General features: G+C 39.2%; 30 protein-coding genes and 1 pseudogene. 25 read left to right on the top strand and 6 right to left on the bottom strand.

From position 1 onward, the window contains the following. Positions 1–17: 17 nt before the first annotated feature. The 15 genes from ABES02_RS14745 to ABES02_RS14675 all read left to right on the top strand — a co-directional run bounded on the left by ABES02_RS14745 (position 18) and on the right by ABES02_RS14675 (position 11,400). Complete coding sequence (locus ABES02_RS14745; RefSeq protein WP_430136147.1) at positions 18–614, top strand: sigma-70 family RNA polymerase sigma factor; 597 nt, start codon at positions 18–20, stop codon at positions 612–614. Then, positions 614–1,024, top strand: a complete 411-nt coding sequence (locus tag ABES02_RS14740) for a PadR family transcriptional regulator (RefSeq protein ID WP_430136135.1) — start codon at positions 614–616, stop codon at positions 1,022–1,024. The genes ABES02_RS14745 and ABES02_RS14740 overlap by 1 nt, the downstream gene beginning before the upstream one ends. Positions 1,025–1,031: 7 nt before the next feature. Beyond that, positions 1,032–2,306: an FtsW/RodA/SpoVE family cell cycle protein gene (locus tag ABES02_RS14735; RefSeq protein ID WP_430136132.1), complete on the top strand. Its 1,275-nt coding sequence runs from the start codon at positions 1,032–1,034 to the stop codon at positions 2,304–2,306. Further along, entirely contained in the window at positions 2,293–2,547 is a 255-nt protein-coding gene (locus ABES02_RS14730) for a hypothetical protein (RefSeq protein ID WP_430136130.1), read from the top strand. Before ABES02_RS14735 ends, ABES02_RS14730 begins: the two co-directional genes overlap by 14 nt. A gap of 105 nt (positions 2,548–2,652) precedes the next feature. After that, positions 2,653–2,784: a YjcZ family sporulation protein gene (locus ABES02_RS14725; RefSeq protein ID WP_430136127.1), complete on the top strand. Its 132-nt coding sequence runs from the start codon at positions 2,653–2,655 to the stop codon at positions 2,782–2,784. Positions 2,785–3,504: 720 nt separating this feature from the next. Continuing rightward, the gene (locus ABES02_RS14720) at positions 3,505–4,488 is read left to right on the top strand and encodes a glutathione S-transferase family protein (RefSeq protein WP_430136123.1); all 984 of its coding nucleotides are present in this window, start codon (positions 3,505–3,507) and stop codon (positions 4,486–4,488) included. 32 nt (positions 4,489–4,520) lie between these two features. Next, positions 4,521–5,021 (top strand): GNAT family N-acetyltransferase, encoded by a 501-nt coding sequence (locus ABES02_RS14715; protein ID WP_430136120.1) that lies wholly within the window; start codon positions 4,521–4,523, stop codon positions 5,019–5,021. A gap of 279 nt (positions 5,022–5,300) precedes the next feature. Continuing rightward, positions 5,301–5,471, top strand: coding sequence for a YezD family protein (locus ABES02_RS14710; RefSeq protein ID WP_430136117.1), 171 nt, complete (start codon positions 5,301–5,303; stop codon positions 5,469–5,471). 165 nt (positions 5,472–5,636) lie between these two features. After that, positions 5,637–6,725 carry a sulfate ABC transporter substrate-binding protein gene (locus tag ABES02_RS14705; protein ID WP_430136114.1) on the top strand — a complete coding sequence of 363 codons (1,089 nt, stop codon included), beginning with the start codon at positions 5,637–5,639 and terminating at the stop codon, positions 6,723–6,725. A 184-nt stretch (positions 6,726–6,909) separates the two neighbouring features. Next, positions 6,910–7,731 carry a sulfate ABC transporter permease subunit CysT gene (cysT, locus tag ABES02_RS14700; protein WP_430136111.1) on the top strand — a complete coding sequence of 274 codons (822 nt, stop codon included), beginning with the start codon at positions 6,910–6,912 and terminating at the stop codon, positions 7,729–7,731. Between the two features lie 37 nt (positions 7,732–7,768). Continuing rightward, positions 7,769–8,632 (top strand): sulfate ABC transporter permease subunit CysW, encoded by an 864-nt coding sequence (gene cysW, locus ABES02_RS14695; protein WP_430136108.1) that lies wholly within the window; start codon positions 7,769–7,771, stop codon positions 8,630–8,632. Between the two features lie 19 nt (positions 8,633–8,651). Next, the gene (locus ABES02_RS14690; RefSeq protein ID WP_430136105.1) at positions 8,652–9,725 is read left to right on the top strand and encodes a sulfate/molybdate ABC transporter ATP-binding protein; all 1,074 of its coding nucleotides are present in this window, start codon (positions 8,652–8,654) and stop codon (positions 9,723–9,725) included. Between the two features lie 80 nt (positions 9,726–9,805). Further along, the gene (locus tag ABES02_RS14685) at positions 9,806–10,360 is read left to right on the top strand and encodes an HD domain-containing protein (RefSeq protein WP_430136103.1); all 555 of its coding nucleotides are present in this window, start codon (positions 9,806–9,808) and stop codon (positions 10,358–10,360) included. Further along, positions 10,357–10,860: an N-acetyltransferase family protein gene (locus ABES02_RS14680; RefSeq protein WP_430136100.1), complete on the top strand. Its 504-nt coding sequence runs from the start codon at positions 10,357–10,359 to the stop codon at positions 10,858–10,860. The genes ABES02_RS14685 and ABES02_RS14680 overlap by 4 nt, the downstream gene beginning before the upstream one ends. A gap of 84 nt (positions 10,861–10,944) precedes the next feature. Then, positions 10,945–11,400: a DUF2269 family protein gene (locus ABES02_RS14675; RefSeq protein ID WP_430136097.1), complete on the top strand. Its 456-nt coding sequence runs from the start codon at positions 10,945–10,947 to the stop codon at positions 11,398–11,400. Positions 11,401–11,417: 17 nt separating this feature from the next. Here ABES02_RS14675 and ABES02_RS14670 read toward each other — a convergent pair whose 3' ends face one another. Both ABES02_RS14670 and ABES02_RS14665 read right to left on the bottom strand, forming a co-directional pair. Beyond that, positions 11,418–12,221, bottom strand: coding sequence for an alpha/beta hydrolase (locus ABES02_RS14670; protein ID WP_430136094.1), 804 nt, complete (start codon positions 12,219–12,221; stop codon positions 11,418–11,420). A gap of 54 nt (positions 12,222–12,275) precedes the next feature. Further along, positions 12,276–12,632, bottom strand: coding sequence for a response regulator transcription factor (locus ABES02_RS14665; RefSeq protein ID WP_430136091.1), 357 nt, complete (start codon positions 12,630–12,632; stop codon positions 12,276–12,278). 161 nt (positions 12,633–12,793) lie between these two features. Here ABES02_RS14665 and ABES02_RS14660 point away from each other — a divergent pair, with 161 nt between their 5' ends. Next, complete coding sequence (locus ABES02_RS14660) at positions 12,794–13,183, top strand: VOC family protein (protein ID WP_430136088.1); 390 nt, start codon at positions 12,794–12,796, stop codon at positions 13,181–13,183. A 50-nt stretch (positions 13,184–13,233) separates the two neighbouring features. Here the strand turns inward: ABES02_RS14660 and ABES02_RS14655 are convergent, their stop codons facing one another. Further along, positions 13,234–13,749 carry a YbaK/EbsC family protein gene (locus ABES02_RS14655; protein ID WP_430136085.1) on the bottom strand — a complete coding sequence of 172 codons (516 nt, stop codon included), beginning with the start codon at positions 13,747–13,749 and terminating at the stop codon, positions 13,234–13,236. A gap of 143 nt (positions 13,750–13,892) precedes the next feature. Between ABES02_RS14655 and ABES02_RS14650 the strand changes: the two genes are divergently transcribed. From ABES02_RS14650 to ABES02_RS14640, 3 genes are all read left to right on the top strand, one after another. Next, positions 13,893–14,873, top strand: a complete 981-nt coding sequence (locus ABES02_RS14650) for an alpha/beta fold hydrolase (protein ID WP_430136083.1) — start codon at positions 13,893–13,895, stop codon at positions 14,871–14,873. Next, a complete protein-coding gene (locus tag ABES02_RS14645) occupies positions 14,861–15,619 on the top strand; it encodes an SAM-dependent methyltransferase (protein WP_430136081.1) in 759 nt (252 codons plus the stop codon). Before ABES02_RS14650 ends, ABES02_RS14645 begins: the two co-directional genes overlap by 13 nt. Positions 15,620–15,683: 64 nt before the next feature. After that, positions 15,684–16,361, top strand: a complete 678-nt coding sequence (locus ABES02_RS14640) for an AlkZ-related protein (RefSeq protein ID WP_430136079.1) — start codon at positions 15,684–15,686, stop codon at positions 16,359–16,361. Positions 16,362–16,532: 171 nt separating this feature from the next. Here ABES02_RS14640 and ABES02_RS14635 read toward each other — a convergent pair whose 3' ends face one another. Continuing rightward, complete coding sequence (locus tag ABES02_RS14635; RefSeq protein ID WP_430136076.1) at positions 16,533–17,510, bottom strand: nuclease-related domain-containing protein; 978 nt, start codon at positions 17,508–17,510, stop codon at positions 16,533–16,535. A gap of 320 nt (positions 17,511–17,830) precedes the next feature. Here ABES02_RS14635 and ABES02_RS14630 point away from each other — a divergent pair, with 320 nt between their 5' ends. Next, positions 17,831–18,253: a Gp49 family protein gene (locus tag ABES02_RS14630; RefSeq protein WP_430136073.1), complete on the top strand. Its 423-nt coding sequence runs from the start codon at positions 17,831–17,833 to the stop codon at positions 18,251–18,253. A 270-nt stretch (positions 18,254–18,523) separates the two neighbouring features. Continuing rightward, positions 18,524–19,771 carry an MFS transporter gene (locus tag ABES02_RS14625; protein WP_430136071.1) on the top strand — a complete coding sequence of 416 codons (1,248 nt, stop codon included), beginning with the start codon at positions 18,524–18,526 and terminating at the stop codon, positions 19,769–19,771. 55 nt (positions 19,772–19,826) lie between these two features. On the opposite strand, the gene ABES02_RS14620 is transcribed toward ABES02_RS14625, so the two are convergent. Further along, a complete protein-coding gene (locus tag ABES02_RS14620) occupies positions 19,827–20,351 on the bottom strand; it encodes a DinB family protein (RefSeq protein ID WP_430136069.1) in 525 nt (174 codons plus the stop codon). A 105-nt stretch (positions 20,352–20,456) separates the two neighbouring features. Next, a complete protein-coding gene (locus tag ABES02_RS14615; RefSeq protein ID WP_430136066.1) occupies positions 20,457–21,974 on the bottom strand; it encodes an ATP-binding protein in 1,518 nt (505 codons plus the stop codon). A gap of 162 nt (positions 21,975–22,136) precedes the next feature. Between ABES02_RS14615 and ABES02_RS14610 the strand changes: the two genes are divergently transcribed. The 4 genes and pseudogenes from ABES02_RS14610 to ABES02_RS14595 all read left to right on the top strand — a co-directional run bounded on the left by ABES02_RS14610 (position 22,137) and on the right by ABES02_RS14595 (position 24,468). Continuing rightward, positions 22,137–22,436, top strand: a complete 300-nt coding sequence (locus ABES02_RS14610) for a phospholipase (RefSeq protein ID WP_430136063.1) — start codon at positions 22,137–22,139, stop codon at positions 22,434–22,436. 239 nt (positions 22,437–22,675) lie between these two features. Further along, positions 22,676–22,906, top strand: a complete 231-nt coding sequence (locus ABES02_RS14605) for a hypothetical protein (RefSeq protein ID WP_430136060.1) — start codon at positions 22,676–22,678, stop codon at positions 22,904–22,906. A gap of 19 nt (positions 22,907–22,925) precedes the next feature. Continuing rightward, positions 22,926–23,688 (top strand): annotated as a pseudogene (locus tag ABES02_RS14600) (SDR family oxidoreductase). 234 nt (positions 23,689–23,922) lie between these two features. Next, a complete protein-coding gene (locus ABES02_RS14595; protein ID WP_430136057.1) occupies positions 23,923–24,468 on the top strand; it encodes a DUF3916 domain-containing protein in 546 nt (181 codons plus the stop codon). Positions 24,469–24,739 lie beyond the last annotated feature (271 nt).

Here is a 24,739-nt window from a genome sequence, read left to right as displayed (position 1 = left end):
ATTTTCCCTCTACTCGATTGTTTTTGAAAACTTCCTCAAGGAGTACATCGTCTATTGTTTATGAAGGAGGGACAGCCGTGGAAGAATTAACTGTGGAAATGTTGGATACAGAGGATAAAGAAGAACTTATCGATGAAATAATGAACAGATATGGCCAGGAGGTCCTACAACTCGTTTTTTCCTATGTAAATAATCGAGCGATTGCAGAGGACTTAACTCAAGATATATTTGTAAAGTGCTATAAAGGTCTTCATACATATAGCGGTAAATCGAAGTTGAGAACATGGCTGTGGCGGATTGCCATCAATCATTGCAAGGATTTTCTAAAAAGCTGGTACAACAAGAACGTTGTTACCACAGAGGAAGAACCATTCAGCAATATGACTCAAAAAGAAATGGTTGAACAGGCTGTAATCCAAAAGGAAGAGGATGATCAACTGATAGCAGCAATCATGACGCTGCCGATAAAATACCGTGAAGTCATCTATCTTTTCTATTATGAGGAACAGTCTATCAAAGAAATCGCCCTAGTAACGGAAGTCAGCGATAACACCGTGAAAACAAGGCTCAGACGTGCAAAAGAACTTCTGAAGGAACAGTTGGAGGTTAAGTGATGGATAAACGATTAAGGAATTTAAAAAAATCAATGGATCGGACTGCCTTTTCAGAATTGCATTTTTCAGAGCAGCACCGTAAAACCATACATGAAAAAATCAACAAACAGGATGAAAGTGAAGAAACCGTCCTAGTAGCAGTTATGCAGTTGCTTATTCAAGATAGAACAGGCTTTGAAATTACTAAATTACTCAGAGGAAGAGGCGTACAAAAATTCGAGGAAAACGAGGGGTTTTTATATACGCTTTTGCATCGACTAGAACAAGCAGGTTACTTACAATCAAGCTGGAGTCCTGAAGTAAAAGCTAAATATTATCAATTAACGGATAAAGGTAGAAAAGCTCTTAGAAAGGCTGAGAAAAAGCAGTCAAAAAAACAATTCATTTTAAACGAACTTTTAGAGTGGTGATATCAAAGTGAAAAATAAAAAACACACATTTTTAAATGAAGTCACCGATCAAATCAAGTCTAAGGAAGCAAAAAAATTTGTGGCGAATGAATTAAGCTATCATTTGAAGGAAACGAAGAACGACTTGATAGAGAAAGGACTAACAGAAGAAGAGGCGGAAGAAAAAGCCGTTAAACAGATGGGCAGTCCCATTAAATTAGGACAGCAGATGAACAAGCTTTACCGTCCCAAAGTAGATTGGCTGCTTGTCATTCTGTTCGTTATGACGCTAGTTCTCGGCTTTTTACCCATGTATTCACTTGGCTATTTGCATGAAAGGCATTTTTCAATCTATAAAATCATGATTGCACTTATCAGCAGTTCGGCTGCTTTAGGAATCATGCTAGTCGATTATCGGAAGTGGAAAAAGCGAGGGTGGTTGTTTTACACCATAGGAATGTTCATTCTATTATTGTTAAGATATTTTTCAAATTCGACGATAAATGGACTGCCTCGTTTTAGAATTCCTCCGATTACAATTGAGAGTCAGATGGCTTTACCATTTTTCTTTCTGGCGTGGTCAACATTTTTTAGTAATGAGAAATTGAAGGTATGGAAATTTGTAATGTTGTTTATGATTCCGTTGTTTTTCTTTTTGGCACTGCCAAGTGTTTCAAACGCCTATATTTATTCCGTCATGGTTTTTGTGATGCTTTGGTGGAGCAAATTTAGTCGGAAAACGGTTCTATTCATCTGGGCATTTTCATTCAGTTGCCTTTTACTCCTAGGAATCATTTCTTGGAATACTCTTAAGGATTACCAGTTAGTTAGATTCCTTGCCTTTTTACATCCTGAAAAATATTCAGATGGCAGAGGTTATATAATATTGCATGTTAAAGAGCTGCTGTCAAAAGCAGGCTGGTTCGGAAATCATTTGGATAAAGAGTTTATTCCTGAGGCTCATACCAATTTTGTTTTTGTCAGTTTTACCTACTATTACGGCTGGCTTTTTGCCATAGCCTTAGTATTAATCCTGTCCCTATTTATTGCAAGAATCATTGTGGTCACGCATCAAATTAAAGACCCATATGGAAAATTATTACTGATGGGTGCGGTCGCTCTTTATGCGGTTCAGCTTGCGACGAATATCGGAATGTCTCTAGGCTTGTTCCCTTTGATTGCTATGTCCCTGCCATTTATTAGCTATGGTTTAATGCCCTCACTGCTTAATGCAATCTTAATTGGTGTTGTATTAAGTGTGTACCGCAGAAAGGATATTACAGGGAATCATGGAATTGGTTAAAGTCATGGCAGCCGAAGCGTTTTGCAGGTTGTTGGGGGTGGAAAAACCACCGGTTATCCAATCAGGTCCGAGCGAACTGATTCAAGTTGTTTTTGAAGGCCAAACAACCGAGGCCGATTCGAAATATATGTTTATCAACACCCCGTTACTGCAGATCGAATTAATTGAGCCGGGTGATTCTTCAAGTACCTGGAAAAAGCATCTTGATACACATGGCATCGAATTACTCGAACGATATTAAGTATTGGTCATGTGTATTCGTAAATAATTTCTAGTGAAAGTGCCCTTCCCATTCTTCATTTCCTCACATAGATTATAGGGAATAAGACTAAAGGAGGTCTATTATATGTTTGGTTATGGCGGATTTGGTGGTTGCTGTGGCTATGGTTACGGCGGTGTCGGCTACGGTGGCTGCTTTGCATTAATCGTTGTATTGTTTATCTTGTTAATCATCGTAGGAGCAGTAATCTGTTTCTAAAATATCTGGTAAAAAAAGCCCTTTGAGGGCTTTTTTCGTTGTTAATCATTAGCTAAAGTATGTGGATAACTGGTTAGTTTCATGGTAATTGTAGAATAGGACTTTATATTTGTAGAATAATCAGCCAAATTTGTAGAATGTGCCTTAAAAATTGTAGAATCCCTCTGTCAATTTGTAGAATCCCTCCACAATTTTGTAGAATGCACTTTCGGTATTAAAAAATTTAATCGAGATTGACGTAATTTAGAATTTTTTTATTGAATTCAGCACTTGTCTATGCAATTTTAATATCTTGTACATATGTTATTATTACACCAAAGCCAAATCGGCATAAAAGTTTACCTCCAAGGAACGTTTGCTTTAAAGCAGACGTTTTCTGATTTTTTTTACATAACTAAAAAGAAGTAAGCACCTGTTTTGGAGTTTACTTCTATACTTTAAATGATTACTTTTTATTATTTTAGACCATATACCTTAGTGTGGAATCTCTCTATTCCTCAATTATGACAGTTTTCGTAAGTTCAACCCTAGTCCCAATATTAAAAAGTCTGTTCTTAAGGTACTGGTTGGCAATTCGAAGATAAAGGTTATTTTACCTACTTTTAGAGAATAGTAATTGAGTCATTTGGATTAATTTTGTTTCCTAGGTTATGGATTTAATTGACTATCATAACTTTAAAATACTAAAATAGTTAAAACCTATAAAAGAGGGTGAAAGGGATGACGAAAGGAACAAAAGAAATCAATGCTGATGGGTCATTTAACCGCCAGAAGAATAGATTTACAACCCCATTTGGAAATGAAAAGGACCAGCTGCCTGTTGAGGCGGGAAGATACCGGCTTTTATGGTCGGCGGTTTGTCCGTGGGCGCATCGCTCGGTGATCGTCCGTAAAGTCCTTGGACTCGAAGAAGTCATCAGCTTAGGTACCGCCAGCCCAATGCGCCCAAGGCTCCCGCATGTAGATTGGGAATTCTCTTTGGATGAAGGCGGTGTAGATCCGGTACTCGGCATCAAATATATCAGTGAAATATACAAGAAAGCGGCCCCTGATTTCACCGGACGTCCAACTGTTCCAGTCATGGTCGATGTTAAGGAACAAAAGGCCGTCAACAATGATTATTTTAAACTGACAAACTATCTGGAAACCGTATGGGCCCCATTTCACAAAGAAAATGCTCCTAATTTGTACCCTGAGCATTTACGGGCGGAGATTGATGCATTAAACGATATCATTTTCCATGATGTCAACAACGGCGTCTATAAATGCGGCTTTGCCCAGTCGCAGGAAGCCTATGAAGCGGCGTATGACATCTTATTTGCTAGATTGGATGAATTGGAAGAGCGTCTCGCCACAAAACGTTTTTTATTTGGTGATTATATTACGGATTCTGATGTTCGCTTGTACGCCACATTAGTTCGTTTTGATGCTGCCTATTACTCTGCCTTTAAAACTAATCGAAATCGGATTGTTGATTTTCCAAATTTATGGGGCTACTTGCGTGATCTCTATCAAACTCCTGGATTTGGGGATACCACGGATTTCCATGCTATAAAAGTTCATTATCATCTATCAAATCATATTGCAGACGATGATCAAAAAGGTTATAACATTTTGCCCAAGGGTCCAGACTTGTCAGGTCTACACTCCCAACACAACCGTGCGGGTTTAAGTAATAAAACAGAAAAATTTTTTATACATTGAGGGGAGAACATCCTAAGGGGGAGGTTTATAAAGTGATTATTCGTGATGCTAAAGATGAAGAATTATCCTATATTCGAGAACAGCGGGTTATTTCATACAAGGAGCATGCTAAAAAAATTCCTGATGGTCATTGGCAAGCATTGAAGAGGGCAATCTTATCTGAGGCTGATACTAATCAGAGTGTCGAGAGAATTGTTGCAGAGCTTGATGGAAAAATTGCAGGCAGTGTCGTTTTATTTCCGGCTAAAGTCAATGCCTATGATGGATATGTAGAAGAGCTGGACTATCCCGAAATCAGGATGCTAGCCGTTACACCGGAGGATAGAGGTAAAGGGGTAGCAGCAGCTTTAATAAAAGAATGTATCTTGCGGTCGAAAACAAAAGGACACAAAGCTATCGGACTGCATACTGGAGAATTCATGGACAGCGCTATGAGATTGTATGAGCGCCTAGGTTTTGAACGGATTCCACAATTGGACTTTGTACCAGCCGATGATGGAATAGTCGTAAAGGCATACCGTTTAAATTTTTAAGAATAATAGAAAATTTTATAAAACTCACTTGACAGGTCGGAAAACTCAGAATAAAATAAAAATAATTTAAAAGAGAATACTTAGCTGATTGGATAACCAAAGGCTTATACTCATTCATTTGAGTGTGAGCCTTTTTTTGTCCAGAAGGGAGCGAAGATGGCTTGATCTTGCCAATTAGTAAGGGGAGTCCGCATTGTTGTCTGGTTTAGGAGAAGTTTTGCATTAAAACCAAGTAATCTTATATGAAATCATGAATTTAGAGTTTAGGAGAGTGATAAAATGGCCGTTGTTGATCAAGCGAAAGCCAATTTTATTTTATCAACATTAAAAAATATGGAGTATGGGTCGGTTATCATAACCGTTCATGATGGAACGATTACGCAAATTGATAAGACAGAAAAAACTCGATTTGCTGCTTCAAAGAGTTCACCTGTAAAGAACAAAAAGTGACGATACTACATGATTTTAAGCGATGTTGCCGATCAGTCGTACTGAAGGCTGCTTATTTTTAGACAATGCTAAAGAAGCTTGCTGCCTAATCGAATTTAGGCACTATTTCCTTACGCATTAAGCTAAAATAGGCAGCCTTTTTTTATAAAAAAAGGGGGAAATCCAATGTTATTAATTCGAAAAAAGGCCATCAAATTCTCATTCGTTCTTATGCTTCTTGCTCTCATTTTAGCAGGGTGCGGCAGCAATGAAACAAGCAGCCAAAGCACGAAGAAAACCGAAACAGCAAGTAAAGAACAAACTGAAAAAAGTAAAGACCCGATTCAATTATTAAACGTATCGTACGATCCAACACGTGAGCTTTATGAAGAGGTTAATACTGAATTTGCGAAGTATTGGAAAGAGAAAACCGGCCAGCAGGTTACTATTCAACAGTCCCATGGCGGTTCGGGGAAGCAGGGTAGGGCTGTCATCGATGGACTTGAAGCCGATGTCGTGACGCTTGCCTTAGCCTATGATATTGATGAAATCGCCAATACGGCGGGACTACTTTCGAAGGATTGGCAAAAGAAGCTGGATGATAATTCCACTCCTTACACATCAACGATTGTGTTTCTCGTTAGAAAAGGAAACCCAAAGGGTATTAAGGACTGGGATGATTTAACGAAAAAAGGTGTTTCCGTAATCACGCCGAACCCGAAAACATCCGGTGGTGCGAGATGGAATTACCTGGCTGCCTGGGCCTATGCGCAGGAAAAATATGGCGGCGATGAAGCGAAAATCAAGTCCTTCATGAGTCAATTATATAAAAATGTGGAAGTACTAGATTCCGGGGCACGCGGAGCAACGACAACATTTGTAGAACGTGGAATTGGTGACGTTTTAATAGCATGGGAGAACGAAGCATTTTTAACACTTAATGAATTAGGCAAAGACAAGTTTGAGATAGTTGTTCCATCCCTAAGCATTCTTGCGGAGCCGCCAGTTGCTGTGGTCGATAAAGTGGTTGATAAAAAGGGAACAAGAGAAGCGGCCGAAGCATATTTGAAATTTTTATATACTGAAAAAGGCCAGGAGATTATCGCCAAGAATTATTATCGCCCGCGCAATCAAGACATTCTCGCAAAGTATGCAGATGTGTTTCCAAAGATTAATCTCGTAACAATTGATGATTATTTTGGAGGCTGGAAAAAAGCTCAGGAAAAACACTTTAATGATGGCGGTACATTTGATCAAATTTATCAGCCGAAATAAGTTAATAGCCTGTTTGGGGAAATGAGGAATCATTGCATTTCCCCAAAAAGGAAAAAAAGAGCTAATAGGGTAAATGGAAAGGCATTGCATTTCCCCAAAGAGGAAAAAAAGAGCATACAGGGTAAATGGAGAGGCGTTTCATTTCCCCAAAAAGCATGTATCTAAAGCGAAAGGGGTCAACTTCATGGCTCGTGTAATGAAAAGGAAGCATGTGCTTCCTGGATTTGGTCTTTCTTTAGGCTTTACGATGTTTTACATTAGCTTTCTCGTCATACTGCCATTATCGATGATATTCATAAATTCGGCGAAGGCACCGTGGTCAAAAATTTGGCAGACCATTTCTGACCCAAGGGTGGTAGCCTCTTATCAGCTCAGCATTGGTGCCTCTTTACTGGCAGCTACCATCAATGTGGTATTCGGGGTGTTAATCGCTTGGGTATTGGTCCGCTATCGCTTTCCAGGGGGAAAGATTATTGATGGGTTAGTTGATTTACCCTTTGCACTGCCGACAGCCATTGCCGGTATTGCGCTGACAACCTTGTACACGGAAAATGGTTGGATTGGGCAATTTTTAGGATTTAAAGTAGCGTTCACTCCACTTGGAATTACTCTGGCACTAACCTTTATCGGATTACCGTTTGTCGTTAGGACCGTCCAGCCTGTTTTGCAGAGCTTGGATAAAGAAATCGAAGAGGCTTCCGCGAGTTTGGGGGCAAACCGACTGCAAACTTTTGTAAAAGTAATCTTCCCGGAGCTGCTGCCAGCGGCATTAACAGGATTCGCATTAGCCTTTGCGCGAGCGTTAGGCGAGTATGGGTCAGTCGTTTTTATTGCAGGAAATATGCCGATGCGCACAGAAATTACCCCGCTGTTAATCATGACAAAGCTGGAACAGTATGATTATGCAGGGGCTACCGCCATCGCCGCAGTTATGCTTATTTTTTCTTTTATCTTATTATTCGTTATTAATTTATTACAATGGTGGACAAATCGGAAGTTTGTTTAGCTATAAAGTAAATTTTTATAAAAAAGGAGGGGAAATAATGGCTGGACATGTCTCTTTACAATATTCAACGGTACCGCAGCAAAACCCAATCAAAGATTCAGAACCGCGTTGGGTACGCTGGGCCCTCATCATAGTCGCATTATCATTTTTATGTTTGTTTTTGGTTCTGCCGCTTGCGGCGATTTTTATTAAAGCATTCGAAAAGGGAGTACCCGTTTTTCTTGCCGCGATTAGCGACCCTGACGCCTTCGCGGCCATTAAGCTAACGGCCATAATCGCCCTAATTGCTGTCCCTCTTAATGCCATCTTCGGTGTGGCGGCAGCCTGGGCGGTGACCAAGTTCCAATTCAAGGGGAAAAGCCTTCTCATCACCGTTATCGATCTGCCTTTTGCCATCTCGCCAGTCATCGCAGGATTGGTGTTTATTTTATTATTTAGCGCCCACGGTCTGTTTGGCCAATGGCTATTGGATCATAATATTAAAATTATTTTTGCAGTGCCAGGGATTGTCCTTGCAACTCTTTTAGTAACCTTGCCTTTTGTTGCCCGAGAACTGATTCCCTTGATGCAGACGCAGGGAACATCCGATGAAGAAGCATCCCTAACTTTGGGAGCAAGCGGTTGGAAAACGTTTTGGCTGGTGACCCTGCCAAATATCAAATGGGGATTATTATATGGGATCATTTTGTGCAGTGCCCGCGCTATCGGAGAGTTTGGCGCCGTTTCGGTCGTATCGGGCCATATCCGCGGAATGACCAATACGATGCCACTTCATATTGAAATTTTATACAATGAATATCAATTTTCTGCTGCCTTTGCGGTTGCTTCCTTAATGTCGTTATTCGCCATTATTACTTTAATTATAAAAAATGTCATTGAGTGGAAAGCGAAAAAATCCTAGAAAAGGAGATTTCAAAAGTATGAGCATACAGATACAAAATATCTCAAAATCGTTCGGGACATTTAGTGCCTTGGAAAATATAAATATCGATATTCAAACGGGCGAGCTCGTTGCTCTATTGGGTCCATCAGGTTCAGGGAAGACCTCCCTTCTTAGGATTATCGCCGGATTGGAGGCGGCCAATCAGGGAGCCATCCTGTTTGGGGATGAAGATATCACCCATATCCATACAAAGGAACGTAAAGTAGGCTTTGTATTTCAGCATTATGCCTTGTTCCGCCATATGACCGTTTTTGATAATATCGCCTATGGGTTAAAGGTTCGCCCTAGAAAAATAAGACCTTCCAAACAAGAAATAAGAGACAAGGTCTATGAATTACTTAAACTAGTGAAGCTTGAGGCATTTGCCGATCGCTATCCATTCCATTTGTCCGGCGGTCAGCGGCAGCGAGTCGCACTTGCGAGAGCATTAGCTGTAGAGCCAAAGGTCCTGTTATTGGATGAACCGTTTGGTGCCTTGGATGCGAAGGTGCGGAAAGATCTCAGAAGGTGGCTGCGAAAACTCCATGATGATTACCAAATTACAAGTATTTTTGTAACGCATGATCAAGAGGAAGCACTCGACGTTGCTGACCGGATTGTTGTGATGAATGAAGGGAAAATCGAGCAGATTGGCACGCCGGAAGAAGTCTATGAGCATCCCAATAGTCCATTTGTTTATCACTTTTTAGGAAATGTCAACCTATTTAAGGGACGTTTGCATAATGGGAAACTGCATCATGGCAATTTTATGGTCGACGCTCCGCCTGAATTTGCGGAAACTACAGATACGGAAGCTATCGGTTACGTTCGTCCGCATGATATAAGCATTGAGCGGGAAGCAGGACATGATTCGGTTGCTGCGAAAATTAATTATATTCATTTGGTTGGGGCAGTTGTCCAGCTTGAACTAATCCGAAAGGATACCGGAGAATTTTTAGAAGCGGAGGTAACAAAAGAACAATACCGTAGTCTTAATCTAAAAAACGGCGAGGAAGTACATGTGAAACCAAAACAATTAAAGGTCTTCGTACCAGAGGATTATACTATATAAAAACAAGCAGCTGTCTGCTTGTTTTTTCCATTTTGTTGTTCCTCGTTGTAAAATAAAGAAGTAAGGGAGGGATAACCACAATGGAATTAATTGAAAAGGCACTTCAAGTTGCTAGTATTGCGCATCAAAACCAATTCAGAAAAAATACGAATATCCCCTATATCGCTCATCCCGTTGCAGTAGGGATGTTGGTAATGAAGGCGGGTTACAGCGAGGACCTCATTGCCGCAGCGATTTTGCATGATACGGTAGAGGATACTGAACTAACTTTAGAAGATATCGAGCGGGAATTTGGGGCAAATATTGCGGAAATCGTTGCAGGTTGTTCCGAACCTGATAAATCACTTACATGGCAAGCCCGGAAGGATCATACGATTGAGTTTTTAAAGACCGCACCCGAGGAGGTTCGCGTTGTTGCCTGCGCCGATAAACTCCATAACCTTCGTTCCATCATTCATGATTATGAGCAACATGGCGACAAGGTTTGGGAACGATTTAATGCCGGTAAAGAAAAGCAAAAATGGTACTATACCCATATTGCAGAAAGTCTAGGCAGTCAATCCACGTTTCCATTGTTAGAACAATTAAAAACAGAAGTTGATAATTTATTTAACACAAAGGGAGAGCACTTATGAAAATAAGACTGCTGGGGCCAACAGATGCAAAAAAGTATTGGGACCTAAGATTAGAAGCATTAAAGCAAAATCCAGAAGCCTTTTTAACAAGCTATGAAGATGCGTTAAAAAGAGAAAATCCGGTCGAACAGACTGCACGTAACTTCAGCCAGCCCGGAAACTATACGTTTGGAGCGTTTGACAATGAGGAACTAATCGGGGTTGTCACATTACTGCAAGAACAGGCGGAAAAAATAAAGCATCGGGCAAATATTTATGCCATGTATGTAACACCGGCAAAACGCAGTTTAGGGGTTGGAGAGGCATTACTTTCAGAGGCGCTAAAGATAGCTAGAACGATTGACGAGATTGAAAAAGTAAATTTATCTGTCATCGCAAGCAATGAAAAAGCGAAAATGCTCTATACGAAATTAGGATTTAAACGCTATGGATACGAAGAAAAAGCGCTTAAAATAAATGGCGGTTATTTAGATGATGAGCATATGGTATTGCATATTTAAATCATGAATATGTAACAAAGTCGATTCAAGAGAACAGAAATTTTGTGATAAAATGACTTTGTAGAGATTGGAGGTCGTCTTTAAATGATTACTTTCTACAAAGTCATTGTCTTTATTCATATTTTTTCTGCGATAATCGGGATGGGACCAGGGTTTATCTTAACGACCGTCGTCAAATCTGGAAATACCATGACCGAACTGCGGCATTCCTATAAAATCAGGCACAAGTTACATATTTATGTGATGATTGGCGGTACGCTTTTACTCATTACCGGTTTGATTATGGGCTTCCTCAATCCAAGCCTGTTTAAGATGGGCTGGTATGTGATAAGCCTCATTCTGTTTTTGATTGCACTTGCATCTGGCCCGATCCTCCTATCACCAAGGTCTAAACCGGTGAAAGCCTTATTAGAATCTCATAAAGGGGACGAAATCCCTGCGGAATATTGGCGCTTAGCCAAGCCCCTTTTCTTAACTGAATACTTGGCTAATGCTATTTTTATCATTATCATTATCCTGATGATTTTAAAACCATTTTAAGCAAACAGGTATGGCGATTAATCCGCCATACCTGTTTGCTTGAGGTCTGAATATAAATAAGAAAGCATACCTGGGATTCTTTTTCTAAAAAATTCATACCTGTGTTCCGCATTTTCGATAAACTGGAAGTTAAGATTTGCAACTTTTCCTTTCAATATCTCCACTACCCCGTTAGTGAGCCCGAGGAAAAATTGATTCATTTCTTCATCTTCACCAACTTCTTTTGTGCCAAAGTCCATATAAAAATTCTCGATGGCGGATAAGTCGGAGTTTCTTAGTAGTGTCTCCATTTCTTCCTGGTTACGGTAAAATCCAGGCGAAATCGCAGCTATTCTTTTAAAAATATGCGGATAATTGCATGCCGCATAAGTCGAAATTTGAGCACCAAGTGAGATTCCTGCCATCGACGTTTGATCCTCGAGAGTCCTGTATTTATGGTCGATGAGCGGTTTCAGTTCACGGAGGATAAAGTCGATATATTCTTTTCCTCTGCCGCCTGAAGAGCAGCTGTATCCTAAAACTTTCTTACTTATCTCGCCATTCACCCATGGACAATACTCGTTTACACGTTCTTTGCCCTCAGGATTAAAATCAATCGCAACGACGATTATTTCCAGCCCAGATTGGTCCAAATAGTCTTTCATCCCCAACGAGACTCCATTACTTGAATCTTCATCAACAAACACATTTTGCCCATCGTGCATATATAGGACGGGGTAGCGTTTGTGAGTTTCATTGTAACCATTAGGGAGGTAGACTCTTATCATTCTTTCTTGTTCAAAGGAGGACATATAAACTGGGAAGTTTTCTAACACTATCATTCACCTACATTCTTTTAAACTATTAAAAAAAGCAATCTACAAGGATTGCGATGATCAAACTAGAGACAATATTTCTTTGACCTTCATCACGACAGCACTCGGACTAAATGGTTTGGAGATAAACTCATTTGCCCCCAAATCAAATGCCTTCTTTTGGTCCTCTTCACTGCACTTTGCTGAAAGCAATAACGCAGGTGTTTTTTTCATCCGTCTGAGTTCTTCAAGAACCATGTACCCATCCTTACCAGGCATTAATACATCTAAAATGATTAAATCATAGGTTTCTGTTAAGGCACTATTTAGCCCATCGTCCCCATTATCTACAACATCGACCTGATAAGACTCCCGTTCTAAATAAATCCTTAATAAATGACTAATTCTTGTCTCATCTTCTACAATTAGAATCTTCAAATCTAACTGAACCCCCGATATTCTATGTGTACTTTTACTAATTTTAACATATGTAGGGGTATTCAGGGTTATTTTCACTACGGAGATATTAAAAATACTTTTGTTCTAAACACCTATCTTTTGCTATTATCTTTATATCCATATTTTCAGGAGATGATTGCTTGATAAAATATAAATGCCTCCATCACGTTAGTCTTTCGGTAACAGATTTAGAACGAGCAAAAGATTTTTATGGAAACATTTTATGCTTAAAAGAACTCGAACGTCCTAGTTTTGACTTTCCTGGTGCCTGGTATGAAATAGAGGGGCAACAGCTTCACTTAATTGTGGACCCTTCCTCACAGACGATTCGTCAGGATAAAAGCATATCCAGCAGAGAAGGCCACTTCGCCCTTAGAGTGGAAAACTATCAAGAGACGTTACAATGGTTGAAGAAGAATGGGATTGAGCTTCTTGAAAAACCGAACAGTATTAGTGGCTTTGCACAAATCTTCTGTACCGATCCAGATGGAAACATCATCGAACTTAATGTAAATCAAAAAGATATGTAAAGGAATGAAAAGCAAGCAGTTGGTTCAGTAACAACTGCTTGTTTTTTCAATTAAGCCTCTTGATTTAAAGCCACTTTTTCCTTCAGTTCTTCTTCCTCCCATCCTTTACAAACATCAACCCACTCTTTCGCCAATGAATATTGAAAAAGTTCATCATTGGTCAATTCGATTGCAGAGTTAGAGCTCCCGCAAGCTGGGAAGAGAGTCTCAAAACGTTTCATGGAAACATCTAAGTAAACATCGAGTTCATTCTTCAAACCAAATGGGCAAACTCCTCCAATGGCATGTCCGGTTTGCTCGAGGACTTCGTCAGGGGTAAGCATGCGCGCCTTAAATCCAAACGTTTGGCGGAATTTCTTGTTATCGATCTTGGCATCTCCTGCCGCCACAATTAAGATGGCCTTATCATCTTCTCCCCGAAAGGACAGCGTTTTCGCAATCCGAGCTGGAATGACTCCAATCGCTTCAGCAGCGAGTTCAACAGTAGCACTTGAGGTTTCAAATTCCATCATATCTTGTTCACGATTCCATTGTTTAAAATGAGCTTTTACACTGTCAAATGACAACTTGTTTCATCCTTTCCAATAGGTGTTATGGAAAATAATAACACAGTTTTAAAAAAGATTGAAAAAGATGGCTCAAGCATGAACCTATATGGATTTTTTAGGATGTATAGTATTAAAATGGAAATTAAGAAGGAGGGGGCGGTATGTTTAAGAGGAGAACGAAAAAGATTGTTAGTGCATTTGAATCGATAGCTTCATTAGAGGAAGTTGAACTTGGCGGGACGAAGCAATTTGTACTAATGAGAGGTGAAAATATTGAGAATCCGATTATGTTATTTTTGCATAGAGGACCAGGAACGGCGCAAATTGGATTTGCCCCAAAATTTCAGAGAAAGCTAGAAAAAGATTTTCTTGTTGTGAATTGGGATCAAAAAGGTGCGGGAATTTCTTATTCTCCTTCTATCAAAAAGGAGGAGCTTACCATTGAGAATATGCTAAGTGACGCGGTACAGCTCATTGAGTATTTATTAAAACGCTTCAATCAGTCTAAATTATTTTTAGTAGGGCATTCCTGGGGGACGGTACTTGGGATATTGGCAGCCCAAAAATGCCCTCAATATATTTATAGTTACATAGGGATTGGCCAGGTTGTGAACATGAAAGCAGGCGAAAAAATTTCCTATGAATATACTATTAATAAAGCAAAGGAACTAAACAACGATAAGGCGTTTAAGGAATTAACCGAGCTAAAATACAATCCAACTGATATGAATTATTTAATAGCTCAAAGAAGATGGCTGACGAGGCTGGGTGGTTCAGCGATTGGCGTAAGCGATTATCAGCTTATCTATTCCAATATGTTTTTCGCGAATGAGTATACAATGAAAGACTGGTTTGCCTACATGAAGGCGGGAAGATTTTCACTAGAATCGATGTGGGGCCAGGTTATAGAAGTAGACTTTTTGAAAAATACCCCTCGCTTTGAAGTTCCCGTTTATATTTTTGCCGGCAGGCAGGATTACCAAACCCCGTCTGAATTGGCTAAGCGGTTCTATGATGTGTTAGAATGCCCTCATAAAGAATTTGTTTGGTTTGAAAAATCAGCTCATTTAATAAGTTTTGAAGAACCTGAGAAATTTTACAATGAGTGTATCAAAATAAAAACTGAAGGATGGATATCTTGAATAGAAACAAATTTTCAGCCATCGCTCATCGCGATCATGCTTTTTATAACCCGATGAGTGAAGAAAAAATTATGAAAATGATCAGCATCGCCTCGCTTAAACCACAGGATAAGGTTATTGATATTGGTGCTGGCCGGTGTGAGTTGTTAATTCGACTAGTGGAAAATTACCGGGTATCTGCTACGGCAGTTGAGTTGTATGGTGGAGCGATAGAGGAAGCAAAGAGTCGTGCGAGCAGCAGAATTCCTGAAGGAAGCATCGAGTTTATTGTAGAGGATGCTGGGGTAGCTGTTGAAAAATGTGAAGCCGGGAGCTATGATTTAGGAATTTGTATCGGATCGACTCATGCTTTAGGCGGGTTGGAACCTACTCTTGAAGCAATGAAGCGACTCGTGCGCAAAAATGGGTTCATTTTAATAGGAGAAGGCTATTGGAAGCAGTCCCCGAGTGCAGAGTATCTAGAGGCACTCGGCGGTGCGGATGAATCGGAACTTAAGAGCCATGCTGAGAATATGAAAGTGGGAGAAGAGTTAGGGTTGGTGCCGCTTTGGTCTTATGTGGCCAATGATGACGAGTGGGATGACTATGAATGGCTATATTCCATGTCCATCGAAAATTATTGTCTGGAGAATCCGGATGATCCGGATTATGAGGCGATGCTGGAGCGGATCCGTGCGTGGCGCAGAACGTATTTGACATGGGGCAGGGATACTTTGGGATTTGGATTGTATTTGTTTCGGAACTAAAGTTTAATGAAAGCGGATCTTAGGTAGAATGGTTGGTAGAGAAGAGCTTGGGAGATGGTTGGGTTTGAAGAATTACAAGATTCATACATATGAAGAGGCTGTTGAAGTAATTAACGAAATCGGTTTGCTGCCATTGGCACAGTTAATACCGGATTATCCTTCATTAGACAGCATCACTCCGAAGGAAAATTGGTATACGGGCTCAGAGTTGGATCCCTGGATGTGGCGTGCTCAGTTCCCAGTTGATGGCGCAGCGGCTTATGGTAAGTTTCTGAAAAAAAAGTCTGTTCTCATTTCACGTGAACTGCTTCCAATTGTTAGAGTAGTGTTGGGCTCACCGCATCCATTGAAAATCCGATTTGACGATGGACTGGTTTCTCGGGAAGCCTTAGAATTGTTCGCGCTTATTGAAGAAGAACCCGGGATTGATACAAGAGTGTTAAGGGCTAAAGCAGGAATGAAGGATAAAGAAAAGAAAAAGTCATTTGATAACGCATTGTTAGAATTACAAGGATCGATGGACATTGTTGTCTCCGGTACGAAGGCAAAAACCAACGAAATGGGCGAAAAAAATGGCTGGAGCAGCACATCCTTTGAGACGATGGACTACTGGGTGGACAATAATCGCGTTGTTCTAGTAAATTTTGAAATGGATGAGGCGAAAATGCATTTAAAAGACCACTTTGGAGCAATTTGCAGTCCAGAATCAATGAAAGTATTAAGTAAGCTATTTAAATTTTAGAGGAAATCGTGGTGATTTCCTCTTTTTATGCCTAAATTAGTAATTTTTAAGCAAAACATAATGTAGTGAAGGTATTTATCTGCGGAAATTTATGCTTTATCTGCGAAAAAGTTGAATTTATCTGCGAAACTAGCAGCTTTATCTGCGGAACTAAGTCATTTATCTGCGAAACTAATTTTCCCAAGGGAATTTAGCTGGGAAGTAGACACGATCCTTGTTTTTTCCTGTACAACATAAATTCACAGAGCGCAGCATTCTTCCGGAGGTATCTGGAGATTCAATATGAGCAACCCTCCGAAACTCCCGATTTGTAATTTTAATATCAAATAACAAAAAATAATCCTGGAGCAAGTAGATATGTGCATCATTTAAATAAGTATTGCATATTGGGCAAAACCATTTTCTCTTTTCACGGGTAAGTGGAAGATAAGAGCATGTAGGGCAATGGGGGCCAGTTAATAAATCGTATTTTTTTATACTATATTTTTCCATAATGTGGCTGGTCGGTGGGGTATTCGCTTTTATTAAAAGCTTGGTAAACTTTCGAAGTTCTTTGGGAGAGAGGATTTCTTTCGTATATATATTTTCAAACAACCCGACTCTTTTCAGGAAAATATCAGCTTTGCACACCCTCTTCCGAATTTCAGGAATGTTTCCGATGAATTCAAGAATTGCATATTGATTGCTGATGACTATCATAAAATCAATTGGAACTTGAGGCAAATGCCAGTCAGAGAGCAGTTTTTTTATAATGGAAATTTTCCGCTGCGCCTGTGAAACCGGGTAAGCATACCCCTTTTCAATTCCATCGTATTTTTGAATTAGCTGGTCATTAATCAAATCGAAAGTTAATTTACCTTTCAAATTTTTCACTTCTATGATAAGGGCGAATTTAGATGTTAGTAGGAAAGTATCGATTTGGCAATTGTATTTCCCATCTGGAAGATTTAAGTCGTGGAGGATGATAAATTCTTTTTCGGGCAAGTGGCTTAAATGGAAATCAAGAGACTCTTCGCCTTGGAATCCGGCTTGACGTCTGCCGAGTTCCTCCAAAATTTGCGTGCGTTTTATGTGGTTCTTGGGTAAGCGTCGCAATAATGCTAACAAAACTTGAATATTTAATGGTATTTGTCTTGGTTTTGCGATCAAAAATAATCACTCCTTTATTTTTTATTTAAAAAATTCTTTTAAAAGGATATGATTTCCTGCAAAATTTGTAGAAAATTATCAAATTTTTAGAGTATATTTCTCTTCGATAATTTTATCTGCGAAGTTGAGGCATTTATCTGCGAAAATCTCATGTTTATCTGCGAAAAAACTACTTTTATCTGCGAAACAAAGCCATTTATCTGCGAAACACATTTCTTCCACTCGAACCTAAAATTCAGTTTCAATACAAGGCTCACAGCTTGATTAGTCTCGGAATAAACTATTTAGAATCGGGTCCTATAAAATGGAGGGGGAACACCTTGAAGATTTTTCAAGTAAAAGGAGCAACAGAAAATAAAGTAGAGCTATTGGAGATTACAGCTTACGGGAAAGTAAAAGTGCGAAATTTGCACAACAACGATATTATCGAAATAACACAGCAAGCTTTTGAAATGGCCTTTGAACCATCAGAGTACTCATTTTTTTCTGTGAAATCAGAACAGATTACTCAAAAAGCAACCAAAACCGAAATTGACGCGATGATTGAAAAATCCCAAATTGAAATAATCGAGCTTTTTGGAAAGTGTACTGTTGTGGCTGTGCAGTTGCCAAATGGATTTATCATAACCGAAACATGTGTCAGTTCAGATAAAAATTTAAATAAACAGTATTGTTTAGAACGAATAAAAAATAAGATTCTAGAATTAGAAGCTTACAAATTTCAGAGTTTAACAATGGAATAATGCTCCATTCTATTTAGTTACAACGCCCCCTTGATTCTTTGAACAGAATAAAGTACTATAGAAAATACGATATAACGAAAGGGTGACCTAAAAGCCAATGATCTACTAAACCTATTTAAGAAAAAATTCGGATAAAACGAACATATTTTTCTGGATAGGGTTAGTGCGGGCTTTTATAGGCAACAGGTGAGTACAAGTAATGAACGGTGTACTATGCCCTGTTGCCTCAAAGTACCTCCTGTCCAGATTGATGGATAAGGAGGTTTTTTTATGACGGAAACAACAAACTCAGATCTTTCGATGGGGGCATTATTTCGTAATCAAGTCATTCGTACCATTTTACTCTCCACCCTTTTTCTGCAAATTGGTATTTGGGTGCGCAATTATTCCATTTTGCTATTTGTCATCGAGAAGACAAATGAAGATCCAGTGGCGGTCTCGCTTATCTCGGTTGCGGAATTCGCGCCAATTTTTCTTTTTTCCTTTATCGGTGGAACCTTCGCTGACAGATGGCGTCCAAAACGGACGATGGTGTGGTGTGATTTGCTTAGCGCCGTATCGATTTTCGTAGTATTGCTAACGCTCTTTCTCGGAAGCTGGAAAGCGATTTTCTTTGCAACACTAGTTTCCTCTATTCTTTCACAATTTTCACAGCCATCTGGAATGAAGCTATTTAAGCTTCATGTCAAAGAAGAGTTGATTCAGATGGGGATGTCAATGTATCAGACTCTGTTTGCAGTGTTCATGATACTCGGACCGATTATCGGTACGTTTGTTTACCAGCATTACGGTATTAACGCCGCTATTGCTATCATGGGGGTTGCCTTTATTCTCTCTGCTGCAGTTCTGATGCTGTTGCCTCCTGACCGGGAGATGGAAGAAAATAAGGAGAAAACGACACTTGTGGAGGAAATGAAGGCAGGTTTCCGCTATGTGTTGAACAGCCGAGCATTAACGTTACTTGGTGGCTGCTTTGCTGCCGCAGGTTTAGCACTAGGTTTGACACAGCCGCTGGCTGTTTTCCTCATTACCGAAAAACTTGGATTACCAAAGGAACAGCTGCAATGGCTAATGGCCGCGTTTGGAGCAGGAATGATTTTAGGCGGTGGGCTCACGATGGGGCTTGCGAAAAAAACACCTCCACAAATCCTGCTTGCCATTGGAATGTCTGTTAGTGCGCTTGGTTTTTTTGTGATGGGTCTATCCGACCAGCTTTGGATTACGCTGACAGCACAATTCATTAGCGGCTTGTTTATGCCTTGTATTCACATTGGAATTAATACGATGATCTTGCAAAACACTGACGAAGCCTTTATCGGGCGCGTTAACGGTATTTTAACACCGTTATTTATGGGAACAATGGTCATCACCATGAGTGCGAGTGGCTGGCTGAAGAAAACCTTATCATTAGTTGCAATGTATGAAGGGTCGGCCTTGCTATTTATCGTGGGTGTTTTATTCCTTGTGCCCCTCTTCAAGCGCTCATCTGCTTTACTGAAAAAAGGGGAAGAAGTTTAATGAAGCCAAAAAGCAGCTATGCATACGTGTGCATAGCTGCTTTTTTAGGAAAAAATTAATCTTCTAAGTGCTCCAAGTAACTAAGCAGTTGAAAAATCTGCCCACGGTGATGGGCTTCATGTTCAATAAGATGATAGACAACCCACTCAGGAGTTACATCGTAGTTTGGCAGCACTCTCGGCTTTCTCCAATCCTCCATCTCCATTGTCCGGAAGTGAGAAAGGAAGATTTCACGTACGGAGTCCATACGATCGAAATGAGCTTCAATTGTTTCACCTTGAAAAAGTGCTAATTCTCCGGAAGCATTCCGGTGTTCTAACGGAAACATGGCTTGTACTTCAGACGGCCATGCTGAACAAAGGACTTCTTCATATAACCAATCCGCTTCAATGAGCGCAATATGGTAAAGCAAACTTCCTATTGAATGTCTTCCTTCTAGCCTTCTATCAATCAATTCCTGACTAAGCCCAGCTAACCGTTCCTTAAGGGTGCGTCTTACATCTTCCAAAGACCAGAGCCAACGGCCAATTTCCGGTTCATAGCCAGGTAAAGGCGTTATCAGTAGCGATTTTCTTTCCATGTTCTATCACTCTCCCTCGTAGAAAACTATTCTCTTTAAAAAGTTTTATTCCTTCTATAAATAAAGAGAGTTTGTGCTTATATACAAAAAATCGCAGGTGGAGGCCTACGATTTTTTATCTAATGCCAGAGGGAGCCTGATTTCTACTTCTGTTCCTTCATTTGGCATGCTATTTATAAAAATATCCCCGCCAAACGTATCGATAATACGTTTGCATACAGTTAAACCTAGTCCTGAACCGTCTTTTTTCATCGTATAGAAAGGATTAAAGGCCTGAGAGATTTGATCCATATTCATCCCGACTCCATCATCTGAAACTATTATGATACACGAGTCCGCACTTCTATCTAATTGAAGGGAGAGCTTTCCGCCATTGGGCATCGCTTGTATGGAGTTTTTCGTTAAATTGAGAATGACCTGTTTTAAATGGTCTTTTACACAGGAAACGGGTAGATTTTCTGCCGCATATTGAATGTTCAATTCCACATTCATATAATTCGTTTCAGAATGAATAATAGGGACGATTTCGGCGATTATATCATTGGCATCATAGGTTTTTAGCTTATAGGCAGTAGGTTTTCCAAGCACCAATAATTCACTAACAATCGCATTGATTCGATCAATTTCCGTTTGAATTACACCGAAGTAATCTTGTGCTTTCTTATCCGTATATTCCTCACTTAAAAGCTTCACTAACCCCTTGATTCCGGTAAGTGGATTTCGAATTTCATGGGCCGTGCTAGCAGCTAGATTGCCAATTAGTTCTAGCTTATGAATCTCTGTTTGTTCTTTTTCTTTTTTCAATTTTTGATGTAAGTGCACATATTTTGCGGATAAAAATAAGATATTTGTTATGGCTAAGAGTAAGATAATGGACTTTAAAAAATTTCGCCAAAAAATGAGTTCGTTATCTGAAGTGACGAAGGCAGAAATGGTCCAAGGTACTTGAGAAATATTCATGCTGGCCATAACTGAGTCATCTTTAGGAATGGAACCAGCCTTAATTATTTGATGTCCTGTTCCATCATCGACGATAATCATTTCATCTTTTAGTAAACTCTGAATCTCTGCTTCTATTTCATCTATTCTTAAGCTGGCAACAAGAACACCCTGTATTTGCCCATGATTGACAATCGGTGCAGCGATTGAAATGATATATCTTCCTGATACACGGCCATAATGCGGTTCTGAAATACTAGTTTTCTTCGTTTTTATAGCTTCCTGAAAATAAAGAAGGTCACTAACATTCACCGTGGAATTGGTAGGGTTCGTGTCGATTAAAAGGTTCCCATTGGCGCTCGCCCAGTAGAAACCTGAAAAACGAGGATCCTTTCCCATCGTTTCTTGAAGTATTTTTACGACATCATTAAGTTTGTTATCCTGAACCTTCATCGAGGTAGCGAGCATTTCTAGTCTGCCCACCGTTTCGCCAAGAAAATGCTCAATATTCATCGCGTGAAAGTTGGCATAGTCCTGGGCTTTACTTTTATATTCACTTTCATCCACATTTACCTTGTACTCCGCTAAATAAGCACTAATCACTATTGAAGGGACCAAAGTAACCAGTAAGTAGATGAGCCATTTATTATTCAAAACTAATTTTAATCGTTGAAGGAATACCAAAGAGACCTACTCCTAAAATGCATATAATTCTATTCTACACCTTTTTGTTATTGGAGTATAACTTTAAGTGATTGCTAACGGTAAATTTGGGCCCCTGCCAATTCATATTTTTTGGACAATCATATTTTATTAGTATAGTAACTATTCTGGAGGTGGTAAGTTTTGAAAAATAGTGATCAGAGAAATCCTTTTTCCTTGTGCATTTTTCCTGGATATCGTTGGTGCGGTCCCGGGTGCAGCGGACCAGGCGCTCCGATTAATGATGTGGATGCCTGCTGCCAAAAACATGACCAATGTCTAAAAAGAGGAATATCACCTTGTCAATGTGATGAAGAATTCATGGATTGTCTCCGCAATAAAATGAATCGGGAAACAGAAAAAGGCCGAAAAGCGGCACTCATGTACGACTTTATGAAAGTGAGATCAGCGTTTACTTGTGGGCGGAGAAAAAGTTTTTTGTGATTTTCCTAATTGTGGAAAGATGGCAGGATAGCTGATCCAAAATGTTGAATATATATAAAATGAAAGGCTTCAGGGGATCCGTTGGCTAGCCATTTTACATGTGGTCCCAATTTTTCTTTTTTTTACTTGGCTTGGTTTTATTTTCATTAATCAGTAGCCGCGATACTTTTTTATTTGTATCGTTTTTTATTTTCAATGAGTATTACATGGCTAAATTATTATAAAAGTGGGTGATAAATATGGAAAAAACGCATGAATCTCAACCCAGTGAAGAATTTAAACATACAGAAGATGATAAATTGTATACACCGATTGAGGATTTGCAAAAGATAACTGCTGGAGGTGTTTATAGAAGAAACAGCCTAAAAATAAGTTCCTTGCCAAAAGGAATTCGCTATATTGGGTATTTCATTATTGGTTCTTGTATCCTTACCTTTGTAGTAGCAGTCATTTTAAATATATTTAATTAACGTGAAAAGAGGTATTACCATGAATCTATCAGGAAATACAATTTTGATTACTGGCGGTGCATCCGGAATTGGATTAGCTTTTGCCGAACGATTTATTAAAGCGGGGAGCACTGTTATTGTATGTGGAAGAAGGGAAACGAGGCTCCAAGAGGCAAAGGATAAATTCCCAGGAATTGTGACACGCGTTTGTGATGTTACGGTTGAATCGGATCGATTGGCATTATTTGAATGGGTAACGAATGAATACCCAAAATTGAATGTCCTTGTTTAATAACGCAGGCATTCAGCAACGGTTTAATATTTTAAAAGCAAACCCTAAAGAGGACTGGATTTACTATAATAATGAAATTACAGCAAACCTTGAAGCACCTATTCATCTAGCTATGCTATTTACACCATTCCTTGCTAGCAAAGATAACGCAGCCATTATCAATGTAACTTCGGGTCTTGCATTCACTCCAATGGCAATTGCGCCGATTTATTCAGCTACTAAGGCTGCTTTACATTCATTTACAGTGAGTCTAAGATTACAGCTTTCGAATACCTCTATTAAAGTGATTGAAGTAGCGCCTCCGGCGGTCAATACGGATTTAGGCGGTGTTGGGTTACATACTTTTGGCGCTAATTTAGATGAATTTGCAGATGCGATTTTTAAAGGACTGGAAGAAGGCAAAATCGAAATTGGTTTTGCCAGATCCGAAAAAGCATTGCGGATGTCGAGAGATGAAATAGACGAAGCCGTAATCGGTATTTATGAAAATACAAAGAATTCGATTAGGTAGAGTAAAAAAGGGCTCAAACATGAAATGTAGAGCCCTTTTTATATTTTAAAGCAGATTTTTTGAGGAGATATTATTTTAGAGGCAGGAATTTAATTAAAATGGGGGAATACAAATGAAGGCAGTGATTGTGACGGAGTTAGGCAATACAGATGTGACTAAAATACACTGATGTAGAAATGACAAAATCCGGTTCTAACCAGGTTTTAAATGAGATGATTCGGAGGATATTTCATAATGAAAAGATGGGTTATTGAAAACTTTTCCAAGAAGAAAGTACGTGGCTTAAAAAGAAGGTGCCGTACCTTTATTAAATATTTAGATGAAAAAACTGACTCTTTACCTATCCCCAAAAATTGTGATCCAAATTATCAGGGGTACTCAGCCCTGTCACTTTCCTTTGAAGATTTCTTTACTGATTCTCAAAAGATTCCAAACTCTGTACGAAAATTATTTGTACAGACAATTATTAATCGAACTATACATTTAATTAATTCAAAAACAGGTCTTCAGCGTGAATATCGTATCTTTTGTATTATCTCCTCAAGAGGATTAATGAGTGCACACATTGCGGTATTATATACAAAAAAAGGTTTAGAAAGTTTTTATAAAGGATTGTTTAGTAGAGAAGAGGAATCAGTTGGGGCCCAACTTACTGCTTTCTCTCCAGAGAATGTTTCTGAATGGGGTTTAATTGTACCCGCGGAATTAGACGTTAAGGGATATAAATTCTACGGTGACTTTTCTCAAGATGGAATAATATTAATCGGAGAATTGGATTAATTTTATTAAAAGAAGTAATATTTTTCGATTCGCCGATAAAATTGAAAATTCGCCGAAAAAAATAAAAATTCGCCGATAAAATTTTAAAATAATAGTTAAAGTGTAGTATTACACTAAAAAAAGGCCAAAAATAATCATCATAAATAGATTGTTCAATTACAAACTATTTGATTCAATCGAAGAAACAGTTGAAACTAATACCGCAATTATCCAATCATAAGCCGTTTCCTTTTAGTCGAAAATAATATGGCTCGCTCATTCAAACAAAGGG

It is taken from the genome of Neobacillus pocheonensis (genome assembly GCF_050477905.1).
In the GTDB taxonomy this organism is placed as follows: domain Bacteria; phylum Bacillota; class Bacilli; order Bacillales; family Cytobacillaceae; genus Neobacillus; species Neobacillus pocheonensis_A.
This window is presented reverse-complemented; position numbering and strand designations above follow the sequence as displayed.

Coding starts and splice junctions, on each gene's coding strand:
- cysW (WP_430136108.1), top strand. CDS start 7,769: ATGGCTGGACATGTCTCTTTACAATATTCAACGGTACCGCAGCAAAAC.
- ABES02_RS14670 (WP_430136094.1), bottom strand. CDS start 12,221: ATGATAGTGTTAGAAAACTTCCCAGTTTATATGTCCTCCTTTGAACAA.
- ABES02_RS14730 (WP_430136130.1), top strand. CDS start 2,293: ATGGAATTGGTTAAAGTCATGGCAGCCGAAGCGTTTTGCAGGTTGTTG.
- cysT (WP_430136111.1), top strand. CDS start 6,910: ATGGCTCGTGTAATGAAAAGGAAGCATGTGCTTCCTGGATTTGGTCTT.
- ABES02_RS14725 (WP_430136127.1), top strand. CDS start 2,653: ATGTTTGGTTATGGCGGATTTGGTGGTTGCTGTGGCTATGGTTACGGC.
- ABES02_RS14740 (WP_430136135.1), top strand. CDS start 614: ATGGATAAACGATTAAGGAATTTAAAAAAATCAATGGATCGGACTGCC.
- ABES02_RS14685 (WP_430136103.1), top strand. CDS start 9,806: ATGGAATTAATTGAAAAGGCACTTCAAGTTGCTAGTATTGCGCATCAA.
- ABES02_RS14650 (WP_430136083.1), top strand. CDS start 13,893: ATGTTTAAGAGGAGAACGAAAAAGATTGTTAGTGCATTTGAATCGATA.
- ABES02_RS14595 (WP_430136057.1), top strand. CDS start 23,923: ATGAAAAGATGGGTTATTGAAAACTTTTCCAAGAAGAAAGTACGTGGC.
- ABES02_RS14680 (WP_430136100.1), top strand. CDS start 10,357: ATGAAAATAAGACTGCTGGGGCCAACAGATGCAAAAAAGTATTGGGAC.
- ABES02_RS14625 (WP_430136071.1), top strand. CDS start 18,524: ATGACGGAAACAACAAACTCAGATCTTTCGATGGGGGCATTATTTCGT.
- ABES02_RS14620 (WP_430136069.1), bottom strand. CDS start 20,351: ATGGAAAGAAAATCGCTACTGATAACGCCTTTACCTGGCTATGAACCG.
- ABES02_RS14605 (WP_430136060.1), top strand. CDS start 22,676: ATGGAAAAAACGCATGAATCTCAACCCAGTGAAGAATTTAAACATACA.
- ABES02_RS14645 (WP_430136081.1), top strand. CDS start 14,861: ATGGATATCTTGAATAGAAACAAATTTTCAGCCATCGCTCATCGCGAT.
- ABES02_RS14720 (WP_430136123.1), top strand. CDS start 3,505: ATGACGAAAGGAACAAAAGAAATCAATGCTGATGGGTCATTTAACCGC.
- ABES02_RS14705 (WP_430136114.1), top strand. CDS start 5,637: ATGTTATTAATTCGAAAAAAGGCCATCAAATTCTCATTCGTTCTTATG.
- ABES02_RS14710 (WP_430136117.1), top strand. CDS start 5,301: ATGGCCGTTGTTGATCAAGCGAAAGCCAATTTTATTTTATCAACATTA.
- ABES02_RS14675 (WP_430136097.1), top strand. CDS start 10,945: ATGATTACTTTCTACAAAGTCATTGTCTTTATTCATATTTTTTCTGCG.
- ABES02_RS14690 (WP_430136105.1), top strand. CDS start 8,652: ATGAGCATACAGATACAAAATATCTCAAAATCGTTCGGGACATTTAGT.